This window comes from Pseudomonas sp. NFX71, from assembly GCF_048079215.1.
In the GTDB taxonomy this organism is placed as follows: Bacteria; Pseudomonadota; Gammaproteobacteria; order Pseudomonadales; family Pseudomonadaceae; genus Aquipseudomonas; species Aquipseudomonas fluorescens_B.
This window is the reverse complement of the sequence record NZ_CP182230.1, coordinates 6,054,688-6,069,855: the sequence shown is the minus strand read 5'-3', so window position 1 is coordinate 6,069,855 and position 15,168 is coordinate 6,054,688. Positions and strand designations below refer to the sequence as shown.

Here is a 15,168-nt window from a genome sequence, read left to right as displayed (position 1 = left end):
GCTCTGGCCCGCGATGCTTTTTTTCGTCTGCGCAAAACAGCGGGCACTTCTATTGATCTGCTGCAACGCCCACTACTAATGGACCATGGATAATGGCCTTGTAGTGGCGTTAAATGCGGGTACAACAATTAGAAGTGCGTGGGGTGAAGATATGACGCGGGACGGATCTCTGGTCGGGGCAGTGCCTGCACCCGTGCTTTCGCCGAAAAACCTTTGGTTGACGCCCACACTGCAAAGCATCGCCGTGATGCTCTTGCTGTGCGGCATGACGCTCGGGGGCTGGTCGCTTTATCTCGGCCTGCCGCTGGCCGTCCTGATTATCTGGCTGCCTCGGCTACGTTCCCGAGCCATCCCCGAAGCATCCTCCGCAGACAGTTCCAATGCCATCGCCGAGCTGACTCGCGATCTTTCCTACACCACCAGTCACAACGCTCTGTCAGCCGCTGGCGTGGCCTATTCGGTCAAGCAGCTGGCGGACAAACTGCAATCACAACTCGGTGCCGCGGCACAGATTGTCAGCAACGCCGAAGTGATGATCGCCACCGAACACGCCACCTCGACACTCAGTCGAACCGCCCTCAGTGCTGCCAGTGAAGCTCACCAGAGCAGCGCAGCAGGGCGCACGGAGCTGATCGAATCCATCAATCGCATGCATCAACTCAGTCAGCGCGCCAGCAACAGCCGTGAGCTGATCGAAGCCCTGAGCCTGCGCAGCGACGACATCCAGCGGGTCACGCTGGTGATCCAGTCCATCGCCAGCCAGACCAACCTGCTGGCGTTGAACGCGGCCATTGAAGCGGCGCGGGCCGGTGAACACGGACGCGGGTTTGCGGTGGTCGCCGATGAAGTTCGCGGTCTGGCGGCGCGTACGGCAACGGCAACGGGCGAAGTCGGCGAGATGGTTGCCGATATCCAGCAGCGCACCGCGCAGGTAGTTGAGCAGATTCGCCAGTTGTCCAGCGACCTCGACATCGGTGTCGAACAGGTCGAGCACACCGGTCAGCACCTGGAAAACATTGCGCGCCTGGCGGCCGGTGTCGAAAGTCAGGTCGGCGAAATTGCCAAGGGCGCGGAGACCAATCGCGAGCAACTCGACAGCTTGTTTCACGCGATCGAGCAGATGCGCAGCGACCTGGCGATCAGTGATCAACAGACCCAGCGCCTGGCCCAGGCGGCGGTGCAGATGGAAGGGCAGGCCGAAACCATCAGTGAGCGACTCGCCGAGGTCGGGCTGGATGACTATCACCAGCGGATTTATGACCTGGCCCGTGAAGGCGCGCGTCAGATTGCGGCGCGTTTCGAAGCTGATATCGACCAGGGCGTTGTCAGTCTTGATGATTTGTTTGATCGCAGTTATCAGGCCATCCCCAATACGAGCCCGGCGAAGTTTCAGACGCGTTTCGACCGTTACACCGATAAGGTTTTGCCGGCGATTCAGGAACCGTTGTTGCCGCGTCATGAAGGCCTGGTGTTTGCCATCGCCTGTACGCAGCAGGGGTATGTGCCGACCCATAACACGGTGTTCAGCCAGCCGCTGACGGGGGATGTGCAGGTTGATACGTTGCAGAACCGCACCAAACGCAAGTTTGCCGACCGGACGGGGATTCGTTGTGGCAGCCATCAACAGGCTGTGCTGTTGCAGACCTATACGCGGGATACCGGAGAGCTGATGCACGACCTTTCGGTGCCGATCATGGTCAAGGGGCGGCATTGGGGTGGGTTGCGTTTGGGGTATAAGCCGGAGAGTGCTCGTTGAGCGGCTGGGTATTTGGGGGTGGGGACATATCCGTTTCTGCGGTAACGGCGGCTATTGGTTTCGCCCTTACGGCGAGTCACTTGGAGAAGCGCCGATGGAGGCGCTCACAAGTTGACGGACAGGCTCAGGGCGTGAGGGGGCGTACACCGCAAGATCAAAAGCTGCAGGCGAGCTAATGCTCGGCCTGAAGAGTGGTGAAAGCAACAGCCGTACCCCGATCTCCTGTGGGAACTGAACCGCAGCCATTTTTTCAAGCAATGTGCATCACGGCATTGTTGCGATTCTGGCAATTAATCTATGCAGCGCAGTCGCTTTTTCCTCGCCAATGAACTCATTACGCTGTCTACGGTTAGGTAGTTAATGAAGCTCAAGAGGTCAGCATGCAAACCAAAGTTGATGTCGCGGTCATGATTGGCAGCGGCGTGCCCGCCAGTTTGCGTGCGGCGGGGCAAAGTGTCTGCTGGGTCGTGTTGCTGAACGGCGAACGCCGGGGGACGGCATTCTCCAGTCGTGAAGAAGCGCAAGAGTGCAAGGCTGCCTGGTTGGCGCAATTAAACGCCGAAGCACCCGACAGCCTGCATTGACTAGTGAACCTGATGCATACGCAGGTTCAGGTCGTCGACCACCCGCGCCCAATCGGCATCTTCACGCAATCGCTCTTTCAGGAAGCCAGCTTGTTGCGGAGTCCAGAATTCGGCATCGATGAGCTTTTTATCATCGGGCAGCGGGGAATGGCTGGCGATGAAATCGTCGATGGCCTTTTCGCTGGAATCCAGGCCGAGCTGGTCGAACAAGCCTTTCAAATCGTGTGTAGGTGAATCCATCTTCATCTCCTTGCTGGTCGCACGGGTGCGAGATCTGAGGTGCGGCTGCATAGCATCTGAGGCGGCCGCACTTCAGGAGTTCGATAGCGATGTTCGAAAGCAGGAATGAGCATAGACTGCGAACCGGCTGATCAGGCTTTCAACGCACCTTCATCGACGGCAAGCTTCAGGGCCTTGGCGGCTTCCTGAGCGGCGATGGCGGCGACGTCCGGGGTTTTGAACCAGCGATCTTTCTCGACCTGGTGATACGTCACTGTAGTCAGTGGCGGTTTGGCGCGCATGATAATGACCGCCTGGAATTCGCCCTCGACTTCTCTGGCTTCGCCCCGGATAAAAAATTCACCGATATCAAATTCCGTCACGTAGCAGCCTTCCCTTGGAAATATTCTGTTGTGTTGAACGCCGTCCGGCTTGGGAACGGGTTTCATTGGTTCGGCAGTATGGCAGTAGTTGCCTGCCGACGGCTGAGTTAACTCGTCGGCGTGACGAAACGTCTATAGGCGTGAGGCAGAACGTTCAGCACCGCAACTCGAGCGCGCGGGCAAGCGCGCAGGCCGCGTTATGGTTACTGCGGAAACCTCTTACGTGGCCCGTGGAAATTTCCTTGATATGGAAGAAAGCAGTGCCGGCCAATACCACCTGGAAGCGCAGCGTGGCAGGCTCTGCTCGGACAAACGCAGTATGCGGGAACAGCGCCGGAGACAGCGTGGACAGAGGGTGTGTGTGAGAAATAAAGTGTGTCGGGGTGCACATATGAAGTCCTTTTCATGGTTTTGCCGACGTGTGTACGTCGTTTTGGGTAGTCTCGATGAGCATCGCTGCTCTAGAATCACCGTCACGGGTTGGCGATTGCTGCTCATCTAAAGCAATTTTTTACGGGCGATATGTCGGAAAAATGCTTTTTTTGCAGCGTTTTTTCCCTAAGGTGGGTAATCCTGTTTTTCTGGCGGACAGAAGTGCGTTTTCCTTCAACTTCTGACGAACGCCAGACAAGACGACGCGAGTGACATTCCAGTAGTCTTCTCACGCCTCGCGATGGATGAGCACTCTGCTCGTTTCCGGACTCGACCCGGGCCCCTTGGCTACAACTTTCGGCATTGCCGCTTTTTTCTGCTGTGCGCTGTCTGTCAGCGTGCAGCATCATTTCAGATGTGGGGATGTTTCCTTGGCAGTAAGTAATCTCGATATGCATGCTTTGTTCGTGCTGGGTGATTTGCGCGCAAAGCTGGTTAAACAGTTCCAGTCACGTTTTGTTTACATCACCGAACAGAACGCTGAAGGCATTTACATTGCCGAACTCGACACCGAATCAGCACTGGTGGTGGACGACAAGCCCGGCCTGAAACTCAAGGTTGGCGATCATTTCAGTGCATCGGTATTGCCCAGCCGTGAAGGCGGCAAACTGGAGATCAAGTTCCGCGAAATCAAACTGACGGTCTACGGCCTCGGCGATTACGCGTTCGTGACCACGGCTGACGGTCACGGGATCGTGTTCAAGGAAGGTCACAGCGTGGTGATGGTGTTTGCCGCTCACCAACAGTTGCAGGAAGGCCTGACCAAAACCCTGAAAGCCGTGACGGCCAAGGCCGCCAAGTGGCGCAAGGGTGAACTGGTGACGTTCAAAGCGAGCGAGTAATGGCTTCGGGCTTGCAGGAACTTTCCGAAATTTAATCCTCACCCCTCGAAAGCAGGAACCTCTACTACAGTCAGTTGACTGAGTATTTTGAGGCTTGCGGTCTTTATCAGGCCATCCTGCTATTGCTGTGAACAGCACGAGGTGCAAAAGCATGAACGGATTTCGACGGTTGCTGACCGCTGTCCTGGTCGCTTTCGGTATGTGGGGTTCGCCCGTTCCGGTATTCGCCGCCCAGGCGCCCACCCACTTCGCCGACCTGAACTGGGAAAGCGGCAGCCTGATCACCGATATCCTGCGGATCATCGTCGAGAAGGGTTACGGGCTGCCGACCGATACCTTGCCGGGGACGACCATCACGCTGGAGACCGCCTTGGCCAAAGATGACATCCAGGTCATTGGCGAAGAATGGGCTGGTCGCAGTCCGGTCTGGGTCAAGGCCGAGGCCGAAGGCAAGGTCGTCAGCCTCGGCGATACGGTGAAGGGCGCCACCGAAGGGTGGTGGGTGCCTGAATATGTGATCAAGGGCGATCCGGCGAAAGGCATCAAGCCGCTGGCGCCGGACCTGCGCAGCGTCAGCGACCTGCCCAAATACAAGGGCGTGTTCAACGACCCGGAAACCCCGGGCAAGGGGCGGTTCCTCAACAGCCCGATCGGCTGGACGTCGGAGGTGGTCAACAAGCAGAAGCTCAAGGCGTATGGCCTGGATGACAGCTATGTGAATTTCCGCAGCGGCTCCGGGGCGGCGCTGGATGCGGAAATCAGTTCGTCGATTCGTCGTGGCAAGCCGGTTCTTTTCTATTACTGGTCGCCGACCCCCTTGCTCGGGCGTTTCAAACTGGTTCAGCTGGAAGAGCCGCCGTTTGACGCCGAAGCCTGGAAGACCCTGACCGACGCTGATAACCCGAATCCTAAACCGACCCGTTCATTGCCCTCGAAACTGTCGATTGGCGTGTCCACTCCGTTCCAGAAACAGTACCCGCAGATTGCCGAGTTCTTTGCCAAGGTCGATTTTCCCATCGACCCGTTGAACAAGGCGCTGGCTGAAATGAGCGAGAAACACACCCCGCCACGGCAGGCGGCGGAGGCGTTCATGAAGGCGCACCCGGAGGTATGGCAGGCGTGGGTGCCGAAGGATGTGGCGGATAAAGTGTCTGCTGGACTGTAAGCGCTGGCGAAGCCTGCGATCTTTTGATTTTGCTTGTTACGGCAGGATCAAAAGATCGCAGCCTGCGGCAGCGCCTACAGGGAGCCGGTGCTACGACTAAAACCGGGTCTGCACAGCCAGTTCGAAGGTGCGCGGCGTCCCCAGGTAATACGCCGGCGACACATGTGCAAACTCGGCATACACCTCATTGGTCAGGTTGCGCACCCGGCCGGTAACGGTGGTGTGCCGATCGACCTTGTAGCTGAGAAACGTGCCGTACAGCGTGTAAGACGGCACGGTCATCGTGTTGGCGCTATCGGCAAACACCGACGCCACATATCGCGCATCGACACCACCTTGCCATTGCGGCGCGAAGTCATAGGTCAGCCACAGATTGCCGACCCGCTCCGGCACGTTGGTCGGCGTGTTGCCCTCGCGTGACACCACCACACCCGCTGCATTCTTCTCGGTGAACGCGTCGTACTGAGCGTCAACCCAGGCAAAGTTACCTTCGGCCAACAGCTTGTCGGTGATCCGCAGCGAACTCGCCAGTTCGATTCCCTTGGATGTCTGCTGACCCACGGGAATGCTCAGGGTCGGGTCCAGCGGATCAGTGACTGCGAAGTCTTTGCGCTCGATCGTGTAAGCCGCCACTGTCGCCGAACCGCGACCACCCAGATAATCGAATTTGCTGCCGACCTCCCATTGCTTGCCGGTGGAGACATCAAAATCCTGCGTGCCATTGGGCTGTTCAGCGGCGGTGCTGTATTGCACATAGACGTTGGCGTCAGGGATGAACTGCCAGGTCAGGCCGGCGCGGCCGGTCAGCGGTTCCCAACTGCGTTTGAGATGACGTGGATTGCTGGCGGTCACCTGCCGGTGGTTGGTCACGTCCAGGTCTATGTCGTCGTAACGCAGGCCGGTCAGCAACGACAGCTTGTCGGTCAGTGCCAGGCGGTTCTCGACGAACAGTGCCCGGGTGGTGACTTCGTTGGTCTTGTCGCTGACAAAGCCCGGTCGAGTGCCCGGAATGTCGTAGAAGTGCCCGGGCTGAAAGTTGTTCGGATCGACCGTGCTGGCGCCTTTGACGTTCAGCGGTGAGTTGGTGGTCTGGTTGACCTTGTACTCGAAGCCGCCGGACCAGGTCGTATCGAGGCCAAACAGCGTGTTGTCGTGACGCAGTTCGAACTGGTTGCCGTTCTGCTCGCCCTGATGCCGGACCTGATACGCCGTGGAGCGATTCACTGCCCGGTTGTCAGCGCTGTACTGGTAGGTTTCCAGGTTGCGGTAGTCACGCTGACTGTCGAGATGGTAAAGGGTGTTGCGCAGGGTGGTACTGTCGTTGATCCGGTAGTCGATGATCGAGCGCACCCAGATCGTGCGTTGTTCGTAGCGACCATCCTCGACGTTGTAGTTGTTGAAGCGGTTGTGTTTGTCGATCTTCAGTTCACCGGCCTTGGGGTTGAGCACCGGCGTACCCCAGTAAGGGCTGTCTTCGTGTTCATCCTGATACTCCAGGGCCAGGGTGTGGGACAGGTTCGGCGTCAGGTCACTGAGCAGCGAAAACGCCACGCTCCACGCATCGCGTTCCTGCCGATCGATGTAGCCATTGCCGGTGTTGTGGCTGACGTCGAGCCGGGCGTAATGCTGCACGTCCGCACCGGCTTCACTGAGGGCATGGTTGAGGCCGAATGCGGTTTCGGTGGTGTCGTAAGTGCCGTAGCTGACCCGACCTTCGACTGCTTGCTCTTCACGGGTCGCCAGTCTGGTCACGTAGTTCAGCGAACCTCCTACCGAGCCGGCGCCATTGATCAGCGATGACGGGCCGCCCACCAGCTCCACCCGGTCATAGATCCACGCATCCACGGGCCGGGCAAGGCCACCGGAGACGTTGACGCCATTGAACATCTGGGTGATCTGGCTGCTGGTGAAACCTCGATAGGAAACGAACCCGCCGAACCCCGGCGGCGCGCTGGCATTGACGCCGGGCAGGGTGTTGGCAGCGTCCTGGAAATTCTGTGCACCGTGACGTTCGATGTCGTTGCGGTTGGCGATCGCCACCGAGGCCGGAGTGTCACGCACGCTCAGCCCAAGGCGTGAGGCCATGCCGCTGGATTGATCCAGGCTCAGGCCCGGCTCGGCTGTAGCTTGGCCGTCAATGGTGATCGGTGCGAGGTCCACCGTGGCATGTGCCCAGGTGTTAACGGACAGGCAGCCGCACAGGCTGGCCAGCAAAGAGATGGTTTTCATCGATGAATCCTGAAGACTTGACTAGGAAGCAGCGCACAGGCGAACGCCTCGCGTTGGCGAAGTGAGCTGATTGAAAGGCGAAGGAATTCAGGCGAGCGGCGGGGCGCGGGGGTTGGCCGAAGGCCAGGTGTAGCGAGCGGGGAGGTCAGCGTTGACCACGACCGTCAGGGGCGGGCTGTGTTGTTCCGGGAGGATCGCCAGGGTCAGGCTGGAATTGAGCGCCGGGCCCATGCCACCGGTGGAGCATAATGGGCAACCGAAGGCCTTCGAGAGGGTCGGCAGTTTGTCTTCGGAGGTGTTCGAGGCGACCGGGGCCTGGGTGGCCGGATCGACCGTACAGAACTGGCCGCCGAGGCCGTTGAGCTGCATCCCGACCATTTGCCCGTGACCGATGCTGCAGGCGAACACATTGAACAGGACGCAGCAATACAGCATCCAGGCAATGAGTGAGCGATCGGTCCGGGCGAGTTTCATGGGGCGGCACTTTATCACCGTTGATCATCCGCGCACTTCTAAAAATGCCGACTAGGATGATTCTGTTAAATGCCTTTCAAGGATCCTCGACATGACGTTTGTGTTGGCTCAATGGCTGGTGACCATCTTCGCGGTGATCAGCCTGATACATGTCTACTGGGCGCTGGGTGGCCAGTGGGCTGCCGTGGCGGCGGTGCCGCAGGTGCCGGGGGAGAACGGCGCGAGATCGCGGCCCGCGTTCAAGCCTTCGGGGTGGCTGACGTTGCTGGTGGCTTTAGGATTGCTGCTGATCGCTGTGCTGGTGTGTTTGCGGGTCGGCTGGTGGATGCCGGCGGTGACCCATCAGTCGCTGCAATGGGTGATCAGCGCCATCGCGATGCTGATGTTCGCCCGGGCGATCGGCGATTCGAACCTGGTGGGCTTTTTCAAAGACGTCAAAGACTCGAAATTTGCCCGGCTGGACACGTGGGTCTATTCGCCGTTGTGTGTGATGTTGGGGGCGGGATTGTTGGCCGTTGCCTGGGTGTGAGTTGCCTCGACTGACGCCTTCGCGGGCAAGCCCGCTCCCACTGGAATCGTGTAAACGCTGAAGATCCCAATGTGGGGCTGGCCTGCTAGCGATGAGGCCCTGCCAATCAACACAAATCTCTAAACCTAACTTCCGCTCTCGGTCCGCCGGCTACTCACCTCAGCCGGCACATCATCCCCCGCCATACGCTTGCGGAACAACGCTGCCCGCGCCAGTAGCAACGTCGTGACCGGTACGGTAATCGCCAACAGAATCGGGATCAGCCAGGCATGCAACACCGGCCCGGACTTGAGCGCGGAAAAGTAGATGATCGATCCCAGCGCCACGCACCACGCACCCAATGTCGAGGCCAGTGCCGGCGGGTGCATGCGTTGGAAGTAATCCTTCATACGCACCAGCCCGATCGCGCCGATCAATGCGAAAACACTGCTGAGCACCAGCAGGATCGCCACCGGGATTTCCACCCACAGAGACAGTTCTGCGTTCATTCGATCACCTCGCCACGCAGCAGGAATTTTGCCAGGGCAAACGAGCCGACAAAGCCAAACAGCGCGATCAGCAGCGCCGCTTCGAAGTACGTGTCACTGGCATAACGAATGCCCAGGGTCAGCATCATCAGCATCGCGACGATGTACAGGTAATCCAGCGCCAGAACCCGGTCCTGGGCCGATGGCCCCTTGAACAGGCGGATCAGCGTCAGAACCATCGCCAGCGAAAAAAAGAAAAGGCTCAGCAGAACCGCATTCGACAGTATCGGGCTCATTCGAAGATCTCCATCAAGGGGCGCTCGTAGGTCGCCTTGAAGTGCTGGATGAACAGCGCTTCGTCATCCAGATCGAAGACGTGCAGCAACAGAATGCTGCGATCCAGCGCCAGTTCCGACCAGACCGTGCCGGGCACCACGGTGCAGATCATCGCCAGTGCAGCCAGGCCGTTGGCGTCGCGCAAATCCATCGGCACTTTGATGAACCTTGAGCGCGGCGGGCGCCGAGTGGCGTTCAAAACACTCCAGGCCACGGCAAGGTTGGACACCAGCACGTCACGCCCGACGATGAAGAACAACCGCAGGATCACGCCGGGACGCCGAATGCGGATTGGCAGTGGCCGCAACTTGCGCATCATCAACGGCGCACAAAACCCGAGTACGGCGCCCAGCAGCAGATTGCCGGGGCTCATCGACAGGTTCAGCAGCAGCCACAACAACCACAGCGCAAGCGACAGCCACGGCGCAGGAAACAGGCGTTTCATGGTTGCACCTCCGCGACTGCACCTTTGGCTTCCGGACTCGGGACCGCCCGGGTGCCGAGCACCGCCATCACGTACTGCTGCGGATTGTTCAAGGTTTGAGCGGCGGCCTGGGTGTAGCGCAATAGGGGCTCGGCCTTGAAGGTCAGCAGGATGCTCAGGCCCAACAGCGCGATAATTGGCACGCATTCGAACCGTCGCAGCAACGGCGAGGGGCGTTCCTCAGGCGTCCAGAAGCGCTGGATACCCAAACGCGAAAAGGCAATCAGCGACGCCAGCCCGGAGAGAATCAGCAATGCCAGCAAGCCCCACGCGGCGTTCGACACCGGTTCATCTGTCCCGTTGCCCAAGCCCAGCGGGTTGAGCAACGCACTGAGCAAGCCCAGTTTGCCGATGAACCCGGACAACGGCGGCATGCCGATGATCAACAACGCGCAAGCGATGAAGCTCAAACCGAGAAACGCCATGGTCCAGGGAATCACCTGACCGACCACGGCTTTCTGTTCGTCGTCGAGGTTGATGCCTTTGGGCGGTTGCAGGGACTCCAGCGGCCGGGCGATCAGGTCGCCGTCATCGAACAGCGGCATTTCATTGGCCGAACGCGAACGCTCGATCAACTCGGCCAGCAGGAACAACGCGCTTAACGCCAGGGTCGAGCTGACCAGATAGAACAGCGCCGCGCCGATCAGGTTCGGCTGGGCGAAACCGATGGCCGACAGCAGAATACCCGCCGACACCAGAATGCTCAGGCTGGCCATGCGCTCCAGCCGTTGCGCGGCGAGGATCGCCACCGCCGCGCAGACGATGGTCGCCATGCCGCCGTAGATCAGCCAGTCGCCGCCAAAGTACGCCGAAGCGCCGGCCTGACCGGAGAACAGCAAGGTCCACAGGCGCAGCAAGGTGTAGACGCCGACCTTGGTCATGATCGCGAACATCGCCGCCACCGGTGCGCTGGCCGAGGAATAGGCCGGCACCAGCCAGAAATTCAGCGGCCACATGCCGGCCTTGGCCAGGAACGCCACCGCAAGAATCGCCGCGCCGGCATGCAACAGGCCGCGATCGGCTTCCGGCACCAACGGAATTTTCAGGGCCAGGTCGGCCATGTTCAGGGTGCCGGTGACGCCGTAGATCAACGCCGCGCCAATCAGGAACAGCGACGAGGCCAACAGGTTGATCGAGATGTAATGCAGCCCCGATGACACCCGTGCCCGACCCGAACCGTGGAGCATCAGGCCGTAGGAGGCCGCCAGCAGCACCTCGAAAAACACGAACAGGTTGAACAGGTCCGCCGTCAGGAATGCGCCATACAGGCCCATCATCTGAATCTGGAACAGCGCGTGGAAACTCGAACCGGCGCCGTCCCAGCGGGCCATGGCGAACAGCAGGGCACTGACGCCGATGATTCCGGTCAGCACCAGCATCAGCGCGGACAAACGATCGACCACCAGTACGATACCGAACGGCGCTTGCCAGTTGCCCGGCAGGTATACCCCGATGGAACCGGGCACGCCGGTGGTTTGCGTCCATTGCAGCAACAGCACGGAGATCCCTAGGCCGAGCAGGCTGGAGAACACGTTGATTTTGGCCTTCAGCGGGCGATGTTTCTCGCCCAGCATCAGCATGACGGCGGCGGTCAGCAGCGGCAGCAGAATCGGTGCGGCGATCAGGTGTGTCATCGCATTCATTCTTTAGGCTCCCGGCCATCCACGTGGTCGGTGCCGGTGAGACCGCGCGAAGCCAGCAGCACCACAAGAAACAGGGCAGTCATGGCGAAACTGATCACGATGGCGGTCAGCACCAGCGCTTGCGGCAGCGGGTCGGTGTAATGCAACAGATCCTGGGGCACACCGTCCTTGATGATCGGCTCCTTGCCGATGAACAGACTGCCCATGCTGAAGATGAACAGGTTGACGCCATACGACAGCAGGCACAGGCCCATGACCACCTGGAATGTCCGTGGCCGCAGCACCAGCCAGACGCCGGACGCGGCCAGCACGCCGATGGCGATTGCGATGACTTCTTCCATCAGACGGCTCCTTTCGTGGCGACGGATCTGGGCAGGGCCGCAGTTTTGTGGCCGCGTACCGATTGGTGGGCGAGGGCGGTGAGGATCAACAGCGTCGAGCCGACCACCACCGAATACACGCCAATGTCGAAGAACAGCGCGCTGGCGATGTGAATGTCACCAAGCAGCGGCAGTTCGAAATGCCAGGTGTGGGTGGTCAGGAACGGGTAACCGACCGCCATCGCCCCGAGCCCGGTGACCGTGGCGAACAACAGGCCCGTGCCCATCCAGCGCAGCGGTCGCAGGTTCATTTGTGCTTCGACCCACTGCGTGCCGGCGACCATGTATTGAAGAATGAACGCCACCGACATCACCAGCCCCGCGACAAAACCGCCGCCCGGCTGGTTGTGCCCGCGCATGAACAGGTAGATCGACACCACGAACGCGATCGGCAGCAGCAGGCGCACCAGCACCGCCGGCACCATCATGAAACCCAGCGCGGTGTCGCTGGCGTGACGCGGGTTGACCAGATCGGTGACCACGTCCGGCGCGAGCAAACGCTGTTGAGCGGGCAGTTGCAGGCTTTCTTTTGGTGGGCGGAAGCGTCGCAGCAGGGCGAACACGGTCAACGCCACGGCCACCAGCACGGTGATTTCGCCGAGGGTGTCGAAGCCGCGGAAGTCCACCAGCATCACGTTGACCACGTTGCTGCCGCCGCCTTCCGGCAGGGCGCGGCTCAGGTAGAACGAGGAAATATCATTGGGCGTCTGGCGCGTCAGCATGGCGTACGACAGCAGCGCCATGCCGCCACCGACGGCAATCGACAGCAGCAAGTCGCGCAGACGCCGGATGCGCGCCTTGCGCAGGGTGCTTGGCAGCGGCGAGACCTCTTCGATCCGTCGCGGCAACCAGCGCAGGCCCAGCAGGATCAGCACCGTGGTCACCACCTCTACCACCAGTTGCGTCAGCGCCAGGTCCGGTGCGGAGAACCAGACAAACGTGATGCACGTCATCAAGCCGCAGACACTGACCATGGTCAGGGCCGCGAGCCGGTGATACTTGGCTTGCCACGCCGCACCCAGCGCACAGGCAATCGCCAGCAGCCAGAGGGTCACGAACACGATCGAGCCCGGAATCTTCGGCCGGTCACCCCAGCTCAGGCTGCTGTGGAGCATCGGAATCAGCCCGGCCAGCACGGCGGCGAGCACCATCAGGAACAGCTGGGTTTGCAAGCGCTTGGTGCTGATCCGCCGCTCCAGGCGACGGGCCAGGCGCATCATGATCACCAGGCTGCGCTCGAACAGGCGCTTGCCGTTGAACAGGCCAATGATCGGCGGGTATTTGAAGCGTCCGCGCTTGAGCTGATTGCGCAGCAGCAGGTACAGCACGATGCCGCCGGACATGGCGATCAGGCTCATGATCATCGGCGCGTTCCAGCCGTGCCAGATCGCCAGGCTGTACTCCGGCAGCGTGCCACCGACGACGGGCAGGGCCGCGGCGGCCAGTAACGAGCCGACCACTTGGGCCGGGAAAATCCCCACGATCAGGCAGGTGAACACCAGCAACTCCACCGGCGCGCGCATCCAGCGTGGCGGCTCGTGCGGGGTGTGCGGCAGGTCGGTGGCGGTCGGACCGAAAAACACGTCGACCGTGAAGCGCAGTGAGTAAGCGACGCTGAACGTGCCGGCGATAGTCGCGACGATCGGCAGGGTCATCTCGACCCAGGCGGTCGCATTGATGAACACGGTTTCGGCGAAGAACATCTCTTTCGACAGGAAGCCGTTGAGCAGCGGCACACCGGCCATGGAGGCGCTGGCGACCATCGCGAGGGTGGCGGTGAACGGAATCAGCTTGATCAGACCGCTGAGTTTGCGAATGTCGCGGGTGCCGCTTTCGTGGTCGATGATCCCGGCGGCCATGAACAGCGAGGCCTTGAAGGTGGCGTGGTTGAGAATATGGAACACGGCGGCGACGGCAGCCAGCGGACTGTTCAGGCCCAGCAGCAGGGTGATCAGGCCGAGGTGGCTGATGGTCGAGTAGGCGAGCAGACCCTTGAGGTCGTTCTGGAACATCGCGCAATACGCGCCGAGCAACAAGGTGCACGCGCCGGCGCCGCTGACGATGTAGAACCATTCTTCACTGCCGGACAGTGATGGCCAAAGGCGCGCCAACAGAAATACCCCGGCTTTGACCATGGTCGCCGAGTGCAGATACGCCGAGACCGGAGTCGGCGCCGCCATCGCGTGGGGCAGCCAGAAATGGAAGGGAAACTGCGCGCTTTTGCTCAGGGCGCCGATCAGAATCAGGGGTAACAAAATAGGGTAGAGGGCATGTGCGCGAATCAGATCGCCGGCGGCCAGGACCTTGTCCAGGTCATAGCTGCCGACCACATGGCCAAGCAGCATGACCCCCGCCAGTAAGCACAAGCCGCCCGCACCCGTGACCATCAGCGCCATGTAGGCGCCGCGTCGCGCATCGGCGCGGTGGTGCCAGTAGCCGATCAACAGGAAAGAAAAGAGGCTGGTGAGCTCCCAGAAAAACACGATCTGGATCAGGTTGCCGGAAATCACCAGCCCGAGCATGGCGCCCATGAACGCCAGGAAAAACGCGAAGAACCGTGGCACCGGATCGTCCGGCGACATGTAGTAACGGGCGTACAGCGACACCAGCGTGCCGATGCCCAGCACCAGCATCGAGAACAGCCAGGCAAACCCGTCCATGCGCAGAACGAAGTTCAGGCCAAGGCTGGGCAACCAGAAAAATTCTTCGCGAATGACGCCGCCATGGGCGATCTGCGGATACAGGAGAGCGACCTGAATGGTGCCGATCAAGGCAACCAGACCCGCCAACAGCGATTCGGTGTTACGCGCGTTGTGCGGCAGCAAAGCCGCAACACAGCTGCCGATAAAAGGCAGAAGCAGTAGAACTATCAGGGACATAGGCTTCTAATCTGCGGAAGTTTGTGAAGCATCATACGTGCCACTCCCCGGATCGCCAAACGGCAAGCTGTCGCAGAATCCTACACGGTAGATGGAAAAGGCCTGGTTCACATTGTTTCAGAGGGATGTGTTCAGCGAGTCTGGCCCCTTTGACTTGCTCGCGAAGACGATCTTTAAATCGATGGGATCTCAAGCCTTGATCGGGTCGTCAAATGATCGAAAATCCCGCTGGCGCTGAATTTTCTCGCGCTCCGGGACGATAGTGGGTTCTCCAGACACGTTAGTCGGTAATACCGGCTCCAGCGGTGCCAGCAGTGTTTTCCGCAAACTTCTGCAAGAAAAGACGTTTGTCGGGTTTCAATAAGT

At 60.1% G+C, this 15,168-nt stretch carries 17 protein-coding genes; 5 read left to right on the top strand and 12 right to left on the bottom strand.

The genetic code is table 11. The features are described 5' to 3' along the window. The first annotated feature begins 85 nt into the window (after positions 1 to 85). The gene (locus ACM1ZW_RS28190) at positions 86 to 1,756 is read left to right on the top strand and encodes a methyl-accepting chemotaxis protein (RefSeq protein ID WP_416739799.1); all 1,671 of its coding nucleotides are present in this window, start codon (positions 86 to 88) and stop codon (positions 1,754 to 1,756) included. 380 nt (positions 1,757 to 2,136) lie between these two features. Next, positions 2,137 to 2,340, top strand: coding sequence for a hypothetical protein (locus tag ACM1ZW_RS28185; protein ID WP_017339399.1), 204 nt, complete (start codon positions 2,137 to 2,139; stop codon positions 2,338 to 2,340). Here ACM1ZW_RS28185 and ACM1ZW_RS28180 read toward each other — a convergent pair whose 3' ends face one another. The 4 genes from ACM1ZW_RS28180 to ACM1ZW_RS28165 all read right to left on the bottom strand — a co-directional run bounded on the left by ACM1ZW_RS28180 (position 2,341) and on the right by ACM1ZW_RS28165 (position 3,772). Then, positions 2,341 to 2,580: a DUF2789 domain-containing protein gene (locus tag ACM1ZW_RS28180; protein ID WP_017339398.1), complete on the bottom strand. Its 240-nt coding sequence runs from the start codon at positions 2,578 to 2,580 to the stop codon at positions 2,341 to 2,343. Positions 2,581 to 2,711: 131 nt separating this feature from the next. Further along, entirely contained in the window at positions 2,712 to 2,942 is a 231-nt protein-coding gene (locus ACM1ZW_RS28175; protein WP_017339397.1) for a hypothetical protein, read from the bottom strand. 154 nt (positions 2,943 to 3,096) lie between these two features. After that, positions 3,097 to 3,333, bottom strand: coding sequence for a hypothetical protein (locus tag ACM1ZW_RS28170; protein ID WP_017339396.1), 237 nt, complete (start codon positions 3,331 to 3,333; stop codon positions 3,097 to 3,099). Positions 3,334 to 3,436: 103 nt separating this feature from the next. Next, on the bottom strand, positions 3,437 to 3,772 hold the full coding sequence (locus ACM1ZW_RS28165) for a hypothetical protein (protein ID WP_162491064.1): 336 nt from the start codon (positions 3,770 to 3,772) through the stop codon (positions 3,437 to 3,439). Here ACM1ZW_RS28165 and ACM1ZW_RS28160 point away from each other — a divergent pair. Both ACM1ZW_RS28160 and ACM1ZW_RS28155 read left to right on the top strand, forming a co-directional pair. Further along, on the top strand, positions 3,746 to 4,216 hold the full coding sequence (locus tag ACM1ZW_RS28160; protein ID WP_017339395.1) for a hypothetical protein: 471 nt from the start codon (positions 3,746 to 3,748) through the stop codon (positions 4,214 to 4,216). The genes ACM1ZW_RS28165 and ACM1ZW_RS28160 overlap by 27 nt on opposite strands. A 151-nt stretch (positions 4,217 to 4,367) precedes the next feature. After that, complete coding sequence (locus ACM1ZW_RS28155) at positions 4,368 to 5,381, top strand: ABC transporter substrate-binding protein (RefSeq protein WP_416739798.1); 1,014 nt, start codon at positions 4,368 to 4,370, stop codon at positions 5,379 to 5,381. Between the two features lie 96 nt (positions 5,382 to 5,477). Here the strand turns inward: ACM1ZW_RS28155 and ACM1ZW_RS28150 are convergent, their stop codons facing one another. Then, positions 5,478 to 7,610, bottom strand: a complete 2,133-nt coding sequence (locus ACM1ZW_RS28150; protein WP_416739797.1) for a TonB-dependent receptor — start codon at positions 7,608 to 7,610, stop codon at positions 5,478 to 5,480. An 87-nt stretch (positions 7,611 to 7,697) separates the two neighbouring features. Next, on the bottom strand, positions 7,698 to 8,084 hold the full coding sequence (locus tag ACM1ZW_RS28145) for a DUF2946 domain-containing protein (RefSeq protein WP_414878400.1): 387 nt from the start codon (positions 8,082 to 8,084) through the stop codon (positions 7,698 to 7,700). Positions 8,085 to 8,175: 91 nt separating this feature from the next. Between ACM1ZW_RS28145 and ACM1ZW_RS28140 the strand changes: the two genes are divergently transcribed. Continuing rightward, on the top strand, positions 8,176 to 8,613 hold the full coding sequence (locus ACM1ZW_RS28140; protein WP_414878401.1) for a DUF3995 domain-containing protein: 438 nt from the start codon (positions 8,176 to 8,178) through the stop codon (positions 8,611 to 8,613). Between the two features lie 125 nt (positions 8,614 to 8,738). Here ACM1ZW_RS28140 and ACM1ZW_RS28135 read toward each other — a convergent pair whose 3' ends face one another. The 6 genes from ACM1ZW_RS28135 to ACM1ZW_RS28110 are packed head-to-tail and all read right to left on the bottom strand — an operon-like array spanning position 8,739 to position 14,802. Then, the gene (locus ACM1ZW_RS28135) at positions 8,739 to 9,101 is read right to left on the bottom strand and encodes a Na+/H+ antiporter subunit G (protein WP_008029177.1); all 363 of its coding nucleotides are present in this window, start codon (positions 9,099 to 9,101) and stop codon (positions 8,739 to 8,741) included. After that, positions 9,098 to 9,376 carry a K+/H+ antiporter subunit F gene (locus ACM1ZW_RS28130; protein ID WP_017339390.1) on the bottom strand — a complete coding sequence of 93 codons (279 nt, stop codon included), beginning with the start codon at positions 9,374 to 9,376 and terminating at the stop codon, positions 9,098 to 9,100. Before ACM1ZW_RS28130 ends, ACM1ZW_RS28135 begins: the two co-directional genes overlap by 4 nt. After that, complete coding sequence (locus ACM1ZW_RS28125) at positions 9,373 to 9,861, bottom strand: Na+/H+ antiporter subunit E (RefSeq protein ID WP_414884423.1); 489 nt, start codon at positions 9,859 to 9,861, stop codon at positions 9,373 to 9,375. The genes ACM1ZW_RS28130 and ACM1ZW_RS28125 overlap by 4 nt, the downstream gene beginning before the upstream one ends. Then, positions 9,858 to 11,543 carry a monovalent cation/H+ antiporter subunit D gene (locus ACM1ZW_RS28120; protein WP_416739796.1) on the bottom strand — a complete coding sequence of 562 codons (1,686 nt, stop codon included), beginning with the start codon at positions 11,541 to 11,543 and terminating at the stop codon, positions 9,858 to 9,860. Before ACM1ZW_RS28120 ends, ACM1ZW_RS28125 begins: the two co-directional genes overlap by 4 nt. Next, on the bottom strand, positions 11,540 to 11,884 hold the full coding sequence (locus tag ACM1ZW_RS28115; protein ID WP_003202835.1) for a Na+/H+ antiporter subunit C: 345 nt from the start codon (positions 11,882 to 11,884) through the stop codon (positions 11,540 to 11,542). The genes ACM1ZW_RS28120 and ACM1ZW_RS28115 overlap by 4 nt, the downstream gene beginning before the upstream one ends. Next, positions 11,884 to 14,802 (bottom strand): monovalent cation/H+ antiporter subunit A, encoded by a 2,919-nt coding sequence (locus ACM1ZW_RS28110; RefSeq protein ID WP_416739795.1) that lies wholly within the window; start codon positions 14,800 to 14,802, stop codon positions 11,884 to 11,886. The genes ACM1ZW_RS28115 and ACM1ZW_RS28110 overlap by 1 nt, the downstream gene beginning before the upstream one ends. Positions 14,803 to 15,168: the final 366 nt, after the last annotated feature.